This is a genomic window from Micromonospora eburnea (assembly GCF_900090225.1).
GTDB lineage: Bacteria > Actinomycetota > Actinomycetes > Mycobacteriales > Micromonosporaceae > Micromonospora > Micromonospora eburnea.
Genome location: NZ_FMHY01000002.1, coordinates 3,454,545 through 3,466,894, shown reverse-complemented (window position 1 = coordinate 3,466,894; position 12,350 = coordinate 3,454,545). Strand labels below are relative to the sequence as shown.

Below are 12,350 nucleotides of genomic sequence, written 5' to 3'. Positions count from 1 at the left end.
TTCGCCCCCGATGGACGCCCAACCCGCCCCCGAGACCCGCCCCTGCGCCCACTGTGGACGGGAGGTGCCGCAACGTGTCGGCGCCGGCCGGCCCTTCCGCTACTGTCGGGACAACGACGGGGCCTGCCAGCGCGCCTCCCGCAACACTCGGATGCGGCACCGCAACGCCCCCGGTCTGCCCGGCCAGGTGGCCCGGACGTGGGAGGCGGTGGACCGGCTCGACCAGATCGTCGAGACGCTCACCGAGGCGCTGCACGCCGAGCTGTCCCCCGCCGGGGTGGAGCGGCAACTCGCGCAGGTCCGCGCCGAGGCGGCCACGCAGGCGGCCGCCGCGCACACCGAACGGGACGAGGCCCGCCGCGACGCCGAGGACGCCGCCGCGACCGCGGCCCGGGCCCGGCAGGAGGCACAGGCGGCGCTGGCCGAGCGGGACGCGGCCCGGGAACTCACCGGCCGGGCCGAGGCCGAGGCCGCCCGCGCCGCCGAGCGGGCCGAGCGCGCCGAGGCGGCCCGGGACGAGGCACGCGGGGAGGCCAGCGCCGCGCAGGCGCTACGGGTGCAGGCCGAGCGGGACCGCGACGCCGCCCGCCACGAGCTGCGTACCGTGCGGGCGGAACTCGACGCCGAGCGGCGCCGGGTGGCCGACCTGACCACCGAGCGGGACACCGCCCGTGGCGACGCCGCACGGGCCGCCCGGTCGGCCGGCGAGGCGATGGAGCGGGCCGACCGGCTTCGGGCCGACGCCCAGCGGGCGCGGACCGAGGCCGAGGCGGCCCAGGCGGAGGCCCAACGGGCCCGCGCGGAGTCCGAGACGGCCCACTCGCGGACCGAACAGGCCCGGGCGGAGGCCGCCGACGCGCGGCGGGCCGAACAGGAGGCGCGGACCGCCCGGGAGCGGGCCGAGACGGCCCGGACGGAAGCCCTCGCGGCGGCCACGGCGGCACGGGACGAACTGACGGCCCGGGTCGGCGAGCGGGACGCCCTCGCCGCCGAGCTGGCGATCGTGCGGGAGGCCGGCGTTGCCGCCGAGGCCCGACTGGCCGAGCTGACCGCACGGCTGGTCGCCGCCGAGGCCGACCGCGACGCGGCCCAGAGCCGGGCGGGGCAGCTCGCCGACCAGGTCAGCGACCTGGCCAGCGCCCTGGCCCGGCTCGGCTCCCGGGGCACCTGACCCGGCCACGGGCTGGGAACGGGGCAGCGGAACAACCCCGACGGCGGCAATGATGCGGGCGTGGGAAAGACGTACGAAAGCATCGACGGCCGGCTGCGAACGTTCATCGAGGCGCAGCCGATGTTCTTCACCGCTACCGCCCCGCTCGCCGGCGACGGCACGGTCAACCTCTCCCCCAAGGGCCTGCGCGGCTGCCTCGCGGTGCTCGACGGGCACACCCTCGCCTACCTGGACTTCGCCGGCAGCAACGCCGAGACCATCGCCCACCTGCGGGAGAACGGCCGCATCACGCTGATGTGGTGCGCGTTCTCCGGCCCGCCGAACATCGTTCGGGTACACGGGCACGGCGAGCCGGTGTTCCGCGACGATCCCCGGTGGGCGGACCTGCTGCGCCACTTCCCCGACATCGACACCACCACGCACGGGCTGCGGGCGATCATCGTGGTCCGCGCCGGGCTGATCCGCGACACCTGCGGGTACGCCGTGCCGCTGATGACCTACGACGCCGACCGAGACCTGCACGGCAGGCGGTTCGCCCGGGAGGACGACGCCTCGCTCAGCGCGTACTTCGCCGGCAAGGAGCACGTGGCCACCAGCATCGACGGGCTGCCCGGCCTGCCGCTGCCGCTGCCGCCCACCCCCGCGAGGTGACCGCCGCCGGTCAGTGGATGCCGGCCATCAGCGCCCGGATGTGCCGGGTGAACATCACCGCGCTCAGCCCCAGCACCACCGACGCCAACCCGAAGGTGAGGAAGTAGGTCGCCTCCGACCAGGTCCCGGCCAGCCGGGCCACCTGGCCGCCGATCGCGTCGCCGACGGCGGTGGCCAGGAACCACAGGCCCATCATCTGGCTGGCGTACTTGACCGGGGCCAGCTTCGTGGTGGCCGACAGACCCACCGGGCTCAGTGACAGCTCACCGGCGACCTGGATGGCGTACACCGCGACCAGCCACCACGGGGAGACCAGCGCGCCCCCGACGGCGGCCTGCGCGGCGGCGGCCATCAGCACGAACGACAGGCCGTTGAGGATCAGGCCGACGGCGAACTTCATCGGGGTGGACACCCGGTGACCGAGTTTCAGCCACACCCAGGCGGCCAGCGGGGCCCCGATGATGATCAGGATCGGGTTGACCGACTGCAGCCAGGACGCCGGGAAGGTGAAGTCGAACACGGCCCGGTCGGTCTTGTCGGCGGCGAAGATGTTCAGCACCGACCCGGCCTGGTCGTAGATCAACCAGAACGCGGCGGCGAAGACGAACAACCACAGGTACGCCTTCATCCGGCTGCGCTCGGTGGTGCTGATCTCCCGATCGGTGAGGATCCGGGCGAAGTAGCCGACGGCCACCAGGACGGTGACCACGGTGAGCAGGTTCACCACCGTGTTGACGGTGAACAGCCCGGTCAGGGCGAGCGCGGCGAGGACCGCCAGCGCCACCACGACGACCACGCCGATGCGGGTCAGCGCCCGCCGCCGGTCCGCCCCGAGCAGCGGGTCGGCGGGCCGCGCGCCGGCCTCGCCCAGGTTCCGCCGGCCGAGGACGTACTGGATCACACCGAAGGTCATGCCGATCGCGGCGGCACCGAACCCGAGATGCCAGTTGATCTTTTCGCCGAGGAAGCCGGTGACCAGCGGGGCGATGAACCCGCCCAGGTTGATGCCCATGTAGAAGATCGAGAAGCCGGCGTCGCGGCGCGGCGAGTCGCGGTCGTACAGGTCGCCGACCATGGTGGAGATGTTGGGTTTGAGCAGCCCGGTGCCGGCCACGATCAGGGTCATGCCGGCGAACACGCTCCACCGGGTCGGCACCGCCATCACGTAGTGACCGGCGGCGATGACCACGCCACCCCACAGCACGCTGCGCCGGGCGCCGATGAGCCGGTCGGCGACCCAGCCGCCGGGCAACGCCATCAGATACACCATGGCGTTGTAGGTGCCGTAGACGGCGTTGGCGGTCGACTGCCCGATGGCCAGCCCGTCGTCGGCGACGGCCGCGGTCAGGTAGAGGACGAGGATGGCCCGCATGCCGTAGAAGCTGAACCGCTCCCACATCTCGGTGAGGAACAGGGTCGACAGCGCCCGCGGATGACCGAAGAAGGTCTTCCCGGCGGGTGGTCGGCCCCCGACCGGCACGTCACTGGTCATCGTCACCTCCGGCACACCGTGACGGTTAACATCCCCGGTGACAGCCGAAACACTCCACCCATTCGACCCGGCCCGGGGCAGACCCCGCCGGGTTGCCTGACATGGCCCGCTACCCTTGCAGGGTTCCGACCCGCGCGGACCCTGCCCGCGTGGGCCGGGAATGGCCCGACGGGGACGGACCGTTACACCGAGAAGACCAGCACCACCAACGAGGGGAAGTCGATCATGGGCGAGCGCATGCTGCGCGGAAGCCGCCTGGGCGCGGTCAGCTACGAATCCGACCGCAACACGGAGCTCGCGCCGCGCCAGACCCGCGAGTACCTCTGCGCCAAGGGACACCAGTTCGAGGTGCCGTTCGCCGTCGACGCCGAGGTCCCGACGACCTGGGAGTGCAAGTTCGACGGCAGCGTCGCCCGGCTGGTCGACGGCAGCGAGCCGGAGCAGAAGAAGGCCAAGCCACCGCGTACCCACTGGGACATGCTGCTGGAGCGGCGGTCCATCGCCGAGCTGGAGGACATCCTCGCCGAGCGGCTCCAGGAGGTCCGCACCCGCCGCGGCCGCGCCTGAGCACGCCAAACGACCGAAGCGCCCCCGGGGTCACCCCGGGGGCGCTTCGTCACGTCTCACTCAGGGCCGCCGCGGCTCGACGATCTCGCCCTCGATGGCCTGGCCCGGCTCCGCGACCGGCTGCGGCGTCTGCGGCGTCTGCTGCGGCGCCCCCCGGTACACCCGGACCCGGCGGGGGCCGAACAGGTCACCGGCGACCATCGACGACACCCGCCGCTCGGTGGCACGTTGCGCGCCGGCGCGGGCCAGCCGCCGCACGGGCGGCAGCAGCAACAGCAGCCCCAGCGCCCCGGTGACCAGGCCGGGCAACGCCAGCAGCAACGCACCCGCCAACCCGACCAGGCCCTCGGTGACCTGCCGCCCCGGCGGCTGCCCGGACGCGGCCGCGGCGCGGAAGCCCCGCCACGCCCGCATCCCCTCCCGACGCAGCAGCGCCAGCCCGAGCAGGGACACCGCGAACACCAGCAGCAGGGCGAGGCCGAACCCGACGCCCCGGCCCACCAGGACGAAAACGGTCAGCTCCAGCACCGCGAGCAGCAGCAGGGCCGGCGGTACGTACCTCATTCCTCGGCGCATCTCACCTCTTCAGCCACGGGCCATCACGCCTCTCCAGCATGACACGCCGGAGCTCACGGCCACCGGGCCAACTCGTCGGGCCGGCCCCGCCCGGCCGCCGCGCGGTCCCGCAGCCCCCAACTGGTGATCCGCCACAACGCCTCGGCCACGATCAGCGGGCTCATCTTGCTGTCGCCGTGCTCCCGCTCGGCGAAGGTGATCGGCACCTCCACGATCCGCACCCCGGCCCGGTGCGCCAGGCGGGACAGCTCCACCTGGAACGCGTACCCCTGGGAGCGCACCGAGTCCAGGTCGATGGCGTCCAGCGCCGTCGACCGGTACACCCGATAGCCGCCGGTGGCGTCGGAGACCGGCATGCCCAGCGCCAGCCGCGCGTACAGGTTGCCGCAGCGCGATAGCAGCAGCCTCCGCAGCGGCCAGTTCAGCACCCGCGCGCCACGGGTCCACCGCGACCCGATCACCACGTCCGCGTCCCGGGCGGCGGCCAGCAACGCCGGCAGGTCCTGCGGGGCGTGCGAGCCGTCGGCGTCCATCTCCACCACGGCGTCGTAGCCGCGCTCCCGGGCCCACGCGAAACCGGCCAGATAGGCCGCGCCGAGGCCCTCCTTGCCCTGCCGGTGCAGCACGTGCACATGCGGGTCGGAACGGGCCAGCGCGTCGGCGATCGCGCCGGTGCCGTCGGGGCTGTTGTCGTCGGCGACCAGGACGTCCACCGCTGGCGCGGCCTCGCGGACCCCCGCGACGGTCCGGCGGACGTTGTCGGCCTCGTTGTAGGTGGGGATGACCACGAGCACCCGTCCCACCCCGGGATGCCCGGATGTCCGCCGCTCGGCTGCCACACGCACCGTCGTACCGCCTCCCCGCCGGCGTACCGGCGCTCGTCCTACCCGGGGGCGTCGCCTCCCCGGCGGCGACGCAGCACCGCCGCGCCGGCCAGGGCCGCGACGGCGAGCGCCGCGAGGGCCATCTCCGGCCACACCCCCAACCGGGTGGCCGGGGTACGCCCGTCCCCGAGCTGCATCTGCCGGACCACCACCGCCGCGGTGTTGAACCCGGTGGACCCGTCTACCCGCCCGTCGGGGGTAACGAACCCGGACACCCCGACCGTGGAGGCCATCAGCGCCGCCCGGCCGTGCTCGACGGCGCGCAGCCGCACCATGGCCAGCTGCTGGCGGGCCTCCGCCACGTCGAAGGTGGCGTTGTTGGTCTGCACCACCAGCAGCTGCCCGCCGCCGGTCACGGTGTCCCGGACGAGATCGTCGTAGGCGACCTCGAAGCAGATCACGTCGCCGACGGTGACCGCCCCGGCGTCGATCACCCCGGGCTCGGTGCCGGGGACGAAGTCGGCGCGGACCCGGTCGACCTCGGCGCTGACCATCCGGGCGATCTTGCGCAGCGGCACGTACTCGGCGAACGGCACCGGGTGCCGCTTGACGTACGACTGGTCGAGGTCGACGCCGCCGCCGGGCCGCCACAGCAGGCCGGCGTTGCGGACCTGCCCGGCGTCGGGGCCGAGCAGCACCGCGCCGACCAGGATGGGCACGCCGATCGCCTCGGTGGCCTGGGAGATCCGGTATCCGGCGTCCGGGTTGCGCAGCGGGTCGATGTCGCTGGAGTTCTCCGGCCACACCACCAGGTCGGGGCGGCGTTGCGCGCCGGCGGTGACCTGCTCGGCCAGTTTCAGGGTGGCGTTGACGTGGTTGTCGAGCACGGCCTCCCGTTGGGCGTTGAAGTCCAGCCCGAGGCGGGGCACGTTGCCCTGCACGATGGCGACGGTGACGGTGTCCCCGCCGCCGCGTACGCCCACCGGGACGGCGCCCCCGGCGGCGAGCAGGGCGGCCAGCGCGGCGCCAGCCCCTGCCACCGGCCGCCAGTGCCCCGCGGGTCGGCGCCAGTCCCGCCAGGCGGCGGCGACCACGACGCCGCCGGCCACCGCGACCGCGCAGGTGACCAGCGGGGCGCCGCCGAGCGCGGCCAGCCGCAGCAGCGGGGAGGTGTCCTGGCTGAACGCCAGCCGCCCCCACGGGAACCCGCCGAACGGGGTGCGGGCGCGCAGCGCCTCCTGCCCCACCCACAGCACCCCGGTGAGCACCGGCCACGTCCACCGCCACCGGTCCACCAGCGGCGACACCCAGGCGGCGGCGGCACCGAGCAGCGCGAGATACCCGGCCTGCAGCAGGGACAGCAGGATCCACGGCAGGGCGCCGGTGTGCAGGTTGGTCCACTCCAGCAGCGGCGCGAACAGCGCCACCCCGGTGAGGAAACCCAGCCCGGCGCCGGCCCGCAGCCGCCGCCGGTGGACCGCCGCGGCCAGCAACGCCACCCCGACCGGGGCGAGCGGCCACCTCCCGTACGGGGGAAACGCGGCCAGCAGCGCCAGCCCGGCCGCGACGGCCAGCGGCACGGCCACCCACAGCGGCAGCGGCCGCGCTCCCACCCCGTCACGTGCCCCGTCGGTGGCACGCACCTCTTCCCGGTCGAGCGTCGTCACCGGCACCTCACCACGATCACGCGCCGAAGGCTACCCGGCCGGGCGGCGCCCCCGCCGCCGGTGTGCACGGTTCGGAGCCCCGCGTCGTCCCCTCGGCCGGTCAGCGTGCCGCCGGCACGCGCAGCCGGCCGTCGCGTACCTCGACGATCCGGTCGACGGCGGCGAGGTGGGTGCGGTCGTGGGTGACCAGGACGGTGGCGGCGGCCTGCTGGTGGGTGAGGCGGACGATCAGGTCGATGACGGCGGCGCCACGGTCGTGGTCGAGGGCGCTGGTGGGTTCGTCGACGAGCAGCACGGTGGGCTCGTTCATCAGGGCGCGGGCGATGTTGACGCGCTGACGCTGACCGCCGGAGAGCTGGTGGGGACGCCGGTCGGCCTCGCCGGCGAGGCCGACCGCGTCGAGCAGTTCCATCGCCTTGGGCCGGGCCCGGGCCGGGGACCGCCGGTTGATCTGGGCCATGACCTGAAGCTGCTCCACGGCGGTGAGCGAGGGCAGCAGGTTCGGCTGCTGGAAGACGATGCCGATGCGGCGGCGACGCAGGTCGGCCAGTTCCGCCCGGGTCAGGCCGGTGGTGGCGGCACCGTCGATGGTGACGGTACCGGCGTCGGGGGTGATGAGGGTCGCGGCGACCGCGAGGAGGCTGGACTTGCCGGAGCCGGAGGGGCCGACGACGGCGGTGAGGCTGCCCCGGGGCACCTCGAGGGTGACGTGGTCGAGGGCGGTCAGCCGGCCCGCCCCGTCGGGATAGGTGAGGGTGATGTCGGTCAGGTTGAGGCTCATCGGGCGCTCCCCAGGGCGGTCAGCGGGTCGACGGAGGTGATGCGGCGCACGGCCAGGGCGGCCCCGAGCGCGCCGAGGACGACGATCACGGCGGCGGGCACGCCGACCGTGGCGGGGGTGAGCAGGAACGGCACGGCCGAGGCGGTGACGGCGACGCCGAGGGCGGCGGCGACGCCGGTGCCGACGAGGGTGCCCGCGACCAGCAGGACGACGGCCTGGCCGAGCGCGTCGCGCAGCAGGTTCGCGGTGGAGGCGCCCAGCGCCTTCAGCACGGCGACGTCGGTACCGCGCTGGATGGTCCACACGCTGAAGAACGCGCCGATGACCAGGGCGGCGATGGCGAACAGGAAGCCGCGCATCAACTGCAGCGAACCGTTCTCCGAGGTGTACGAGCCGATCGCGGACAGCGAGTCGCCGGTGGCGACGGTTCTGGTGCCGGCGGCCGCGTCGGCGGCCTCGACGTCGACGCCCGGGGTGGTGGCAAGGGCGACCACGGTGGCCGTCGGCCCGTCGGCCGCCCCGGACGGCGGCGCCGCCTGCCGCCACGTGTCGAGGCTGACCCAGATCACCGGGGTGTGGCTGTAGGAGGCGTCGCCGCTCACGGCGGCGACGGACAGCGTCCGCCCGGCCAGGGTGACGCTGTCGCCGGCCCGCACGTCGAGGTCGTCGGCGGCGGAGGTGGACAGCACCGCCGACCGGTCGTCGATCCTGGCGCCGTCCGGGGCCAGCGCGGATCCGGGTAGCACACCGAAGGCGGCCACACCGACACCGGCCTCACCCGCGGTGGCCCTGGTGACCGTGATTCCCAACGGCTCGGCCCGGGTCACCCCGGGCACCTCGGCCCACCGCCGCCACTGCCTCTCCGTGACGGTGGAGTCGGCGTACGACAGGTCCTGCCCGGGGGCGGGCGCGTTGAAGACGATCCGGTCCGCGGGCAGGTCGGTGATCGCGGAGACGTTCTCGCGGCCCAGCCCGGCGGTGAGCCCGGACAGCAGCCCGACCAGGGCGCTGATCAGCGCGACAACGGTGCCCATCAGGGCGAACCGCCCTCTGGCGAACTTCAGGTCTCTCCAGGCGACGAACACGGCGGGCCCTTTCTCCACGGAAGCGGTACCTGCCCAGCGTCGCCGTGCGGGTGTGGTGGCGGCATCTGGCCGAGGACGGCACTTCCCGGGTCGAATCGTGGCGGCCGGGTTACATCTTTTGGCAGAGGACGTCCCGTCCCACCGCGCCTACGCTGGAAGAACCGTGAACACCACCGCCACCACCTCCACTCCCGGCGCCCGCGCCCTGGCCTGGTGCCTGCACCTGCTGGTCGCCGGCCTCCTCGCCCTGACCGCCGGCCGGGCCGTGGCCACCGCCGCGCCGCACGCGTCCGGTGTGGTCGTCGCGGCGGTGCTGCTGGCGCTGGTCTACGCGGCCGGTGGGCTGCTGCCCCGCGCCCGGGCCAGCCACCGTGCCGCCGCCTGGTGGCTGGCCGCCGTGGGCGCGCTGTGGGTGCTGCTGCTGGTCCTGTCCGCCGACGCGGTGTGGCTCGCCTTCCCGCTCTACTTCCTGCAGCTGCACCTGCTGCCACGCCGGACCGGCCCGGTGGCGGTGGCCGCGACCGCGCTCGCGGCCATCCTCGCCTTCGCCGCCCACCGGGGCTCGTTCGCCCTGGCCACCGCGGTCGGTCCGGCGTTGGGTGCGGCCGTGGCGGTGGCCGTGGTGTGGGGGTACGAGGTCCTGTACCAGGAGAGCGAGCAGCGGCGCCGGCTGATCGAGGAACTCACCACCACCCGCGCGGACCTGGCCGCCGCCCAGCACACCGCCGGAATGCTGGCCGAACGCGAACGCCTGGCCCGGGAGATCCACGACACCCTCGCCCAGGGCCTGTCCAGCATCCAGTTGCTGCTGCGCGCCGCCGAACGGGCGCTGCCCGACGGGTCCGGCAACGCCGCCCGCTACGTGGAGCAGGCGCGCCAGGCGGCCGTGGACAACCTTGCCGAGGCCCGCCGCTTCGTCACCGCCCTCACCCCACCGGCCCTGCAGAACACCACCCTGGCCGGTGCCCTGCAGCGGCTGTGCGCCACCACGTCGGCCCGGCACCGGCTCGCCGCGCGTTTCCACCTCACCGGCGACCCGGTGCCGCTGCCGACCGCACACGAGGTCGCCCTGCTGCGCATCGCCCAGTCCGCCCTGGCCAACACGGTCCGCCACGCGCAGGCCAGCACCGCCGAGGTCACCCTCGACCACGCCGGCGGCCAGGTGGCGGTGCGGATCGCCGACAACGGCGTCGGCTTCGACCCGGGCGCCGCCGGTTTCGGCCTGGCCGCCATGCGCGCCCGCGTGCACGCCCTCGGCGGCACCCTCGACGTGGCCTCCGCCGCCGGGCAGGGCACCACCGTGACCGCCCGGCTGCCCGTCACCGCGCCCGTGCCCGGCGCCGAGCCGGGGGTGAACCGGTGACCGGCCCCGACATCCGCCTGCTGGTGGCCGACGACCATCCGGTGGTGCGGGCCGGGCTGCGGGCCGTGCTGGAAACCGAACCCGGGCTGCTCGTGGTGGCCGAGGCCGCCACCGCGGAGGAGGCCGTCACCCGCGCCACCGCCGGTGACATCGACGTCGTGCTGATGGATCTGCAGTTCGGGCGGGGAATGAACGGCGCCGAGGCCACCGCCGTCATCACCGCGCGTCCCGGCGCTCCCCGGGTGCTGATCGTCACCACCTACGACTCCGACGCCGACACCCTGCCGGCCATCGAAGCCGGCGCCACCGGCTACCTGCTCAAGGACGCCCCGCCCGAGGAACTGGCCGCCGCCGTGCGCACGGCGGCGCAGGGACGTACGACACTGGCCCCGGCCGTGGCCGACCGGCTCATGAGCCGCCTACGCGCCCCCGTCACCGCCCTGACCCGGCGGGAGACCGACGTGCTCGTGCTGGTCGCCGACGGGCTGTCCAACCGGGCCGTCGCCCAGCGGCTGCACCTCACCGAAGGCACCGTCAAGTCGCATCTGGCCCGCATCTACGCCAAACTCGGCGTCGACTCCCGCACCGCCGCCGTCGCCACCGCCGCCAACCTCGGCCTCATCCGCCGCTGAGGTCCCCGGCCCGGTTCCGCGACTTCGCACCGCCGCACCTACGAGGGCTGCCACACTCGGCAGCATGAGCACCGGCCGCTGGCGGAATCGGATCCTGCCCTCCGCGCCGGGGTCCCGGGCCACCCGCCTGGAGTTGTTCTACGACCTGGTGTTCGTGCTCGCGTTCCTCAACGTCACCACCCTGCTGGCGGAGAACCTGAGCATACGTGCGCTGCTGGCCGGGGTGGTGGTGCTGGCGCTGCTGTGGTGGTGCTGGGTGTCCTTCGCCGCGCTGGGCAACCTGGTGCGCACCGACCAGGGGGTGATGCCGCTGATCGGCGCGGTGACGCTGGCCGCCCTGTTCGTGCTCAACCTGACCCTGCCGGAGGCGTTCGCGAACCGTCCCGGCGGGGTGCCCGGCCCGCTCGTCTTCGCCATCTGCTACCTGATCATCCGGGCGGTGCAGGTGCTGGTACTGCTGACCTGCGGCGACGCCTCGGGCCTCCCGGCGCGGCAGTTCAGCTCAGCGCTGCGGCTCGGCCTGCCGCTGCTGGCCAGCGTCACGCTGATCCTGATCGCCGGGGCGCTGCCCCGCGAGCCGGACACCGGTCCGACGTGGCTGGGGGTGGCGCTGTGGGGGGTCGCCGTGGGCATCGAGTTCACCGCCGGCGGCCAGATCCGCAAGGTCGGCCTGGCCGTGGTCTCCGCCGCCCACTGGGCGGAACGGTACGCGCTGATCCTGCTCATCGCGCTCGGCGAGTCGATCATCTCGCTGGGGCTGGGACCGAAGCCGGTCACCGGCCCGCCGCCCACCTGGTCGGTGATCGTGGCGTCGCTGCTCGGCGTCACCGTCATCGCGGCGCTGTGGTGGATGTACTTCGACACCCTGGCGCCCGCTCTCGAGCAGCGACTGCACCGCACCCGCGACCCCGAGCAGCGGGCGGCCTACGCCCGCGACGTCTACGCGTACCTGCACCTGCCGTTGCTCGCCGGGATCATCCTGTTCGCCCTCGGCCTGAAGCGCTACCTGGCCGTGATCGCCGAACCGCACGGTGACCCGTGGCGGGTGCGGGCGCTCGGGCTGGACTACCGGGTGCTGTTCACCGGCGTGATCATCTACATCGTGGGCCTGCTGGCGTTGGCGGTGCGGGCCAGCCACCGGCTGCGGCCGGCGCAGGCCGTGGCTGTGGTGGCGCTCATCGTCGTGCTGCTGCCCGCCGGCCGGCTCCCGGCGATCGCCGGCCTGGCGGTGCTCGCCGGGGTGTGCGTCGCGCTGGTGCTGGCCGGGCTGCGTAGCGATGAACCGCTGCGCCGACAGGTGCGGCAGGTGGCGCTCAGCGAGCAGATCGCCGCCGAGCATGAGCAGTCCGAGTGGCGCCGCCGCCACCTGTGACCGGCCCGAGCCGCGGCACAACCGCGCCGGAAAACAAATCGGGGCGCGGCTCGCGCCGCGCCCCGATGCTCCCAGGCCCTTCCCGGCCGGTGGGGCGGGAATGACCGACGCCGACCTTCGGACCGACCCGACGTGGACTGGCTGCCCCCGCCTGGCCGTTGTCTACTGG

Annotated in this window: 12 protein-coding genes; 6 read left to right on the top strand and 6 right to left on the bottom strand. The window is 74.5% G+C overall.

Annotated features, from left to right (window positions below; translation table 11 throughout):
- Positions 1–10 precede the first annotated feature (10 nt).
- On the top strand, positions 11–1,171 hold the full coding sequence (locus GA0070604_RS15605; protein WP_091118602.1) for a coiled-coil domain-containing protein: 1,161 nt from the start codon (positions 11–13) through the stop codon (positions 1,169–1,171).
- Positions 1,172–1,231: 60 nt separating this feature from the next.
- Positions 1,232–1,822 (top strand): pyridoxamine 5'-phosphate oxidase family protein, encoded by a 591-nt coding sequence (locus tag GA0070604_RS15600; RefSeq protein WP_091118601.1) that lies wholly within the window; start codon positions 1,232–1,234, stop codon positions 1,820–1,822.
- Positions 1,823–1,832: 10 nt separating this feature from the next.
- On the opposite strand, the gene GA0070604_RS15595 is transcribed toward GA0070604_RS15600, so the two are convergent.
- Complete coding sequence (locus tag GA0070604_RS15595) at positions 1,833–3,314, bottom strand: peptide MFS transporter (RefSeq protein WP_091127158.1); 1,482 nt, start codon at positions 3,312–3,314, stop codon at positions 1,833–1,835.
- A 225-nt stretch (positions 3,315–3,539) separates the two neighbouring features.
- On the opposite strand from GA0070604_RS15595, the gene GA0070604_RS15590 reads away from it, so the two are divergent.
- The gene (locus GA0070604_RS15590; RefSeq protein WP_046564157.1) at positions 3,540–3,881 is read left to right on the top strand and encodes an RNA polymerase-binding protein RbpA; all 342 of its coding nucleotides are present in this window, start codon (positions 3,540–3,542) and stop codon (positions 3,879–3,881) included.
- Between the two features lie 60 nt (positions 3,882–3,941).
- Here the strand turns inward: GA0070604_RS15590 and GA0070604_RS15585 are convergent, their stop codons facing one another.
- From GA0070604_RS15585 to GA0070604_RS15565, 5 genes are all read right to left on the bottom strand, one after another.
- A complete protein-coding gene (locus GA0070604_RS15585) occupies positions 3,942–4,457 on the bottom strand; it encodes an FxsA family protein (RefSeq protein ID WP_091118600.1) in 516 nt (171 codons plus the stop codon).
- Positions 4,458–4,510: 53 nt separating this feature from the next.
- Entirely contained in the window at positions 4,511–5,302 is a 792-nt protein-coding gene (locus tag GA0070604_RS15580) for a polyprenol monophosphomannose synthase (RefSeq protein WP_091118599.1), read from the bottom strand.
- A gap of 38 nt (positions 5,303–5,340) precedes the next feature.
- Complete coding sequence (gene lnt, locus GA0070604_RS15575; protein WP_244162204.1) at positions 5,341–6,924, bottom strand: apolipoprotein N-acyltransferase; 1,584 nt, start codon at positions 6,922–6,924, stop codon at positions 5,341–5,343.
- 124 nt (positions 6,925–7,048) lie between these two features.
- Positions 7,049–7,729, bottom strand: coding sequence for an ABC transporter ATP-binding protein (locus GA0070604_RS15570; protein WP_091118598.1), 681 nt, complete (start codon positions 7,727–7,729; stop codon positions 7,049–7,051).
- Positions 7,726–8,763 (bottom strand): ABC transporter permease, encoded by a 1,038-nt coding sequence (locus GA0070604_RS15565; RefSeq protein ID WP_244161917.1) that lies wholly within the window; start codon positions 8,761–8,763, stop codon positions 7,726–7,728. The genes GA0070604_RS15570 and GA0070604_RS15565 overlap by 4 nt, the downstream gene beginning before the upstream one ends.
- Before the next feature lie 214 nt (positions 8,764–8,977).
- Here GA0070604_RS15565 and GA0070604_RS15560 point away from each other — a divergent pair, with 214 nt between their 5' ends.
- The 3 genes from GA0070604_RS15560 to GA0070604_RS15550 all read left to right on the top strand — a co-directional run bounded on the left by GA0070604_RS15560 (position 8,978) and on the right by GA0070604_RS15550 (position 12,181).
- Positions 8,978–10,177 carry a sensor histidine kinase gene (locus GA0070604_RS15560; RefSeq protein WP_091118596.1) on the top strand — a complete coding sequence of 400 codons (1,200 nt, stop codon included), beginning with the start codon at positions 8,978–8,980 and terminating at the stop codon, positions 10,175–10,177.
- Positions 10,174–10,809: a response regulator gene (locus GA0070604_RS15555; RefSeq protein WP_091118595.1), complete on the top strand. Its 636-nt coding sequence runs from the start codon at positions 10,174–10,176 to the stop codon at positions 10,807–10,809. Before GA0070604_RS15560 ends, GA0070604_RS15555 begins: the two co-directional genes overlap by 4 nt.
- 64 nt (positions 10,810–10,873) lie before the next feature.
- On the top strand, positions 10,874–12,181 hold the full coding sequence (locus GA0070604_RS15550) for a low temperature requirement protein A (RefSeq protein ID WP_091118594.1): 1,308 nt from the start codon (positions 10,874–10,876) through the stop codon (positions 12,179–12,181).
- Positions 12,182–12,350: the final 169 nt, after the last annotated feature.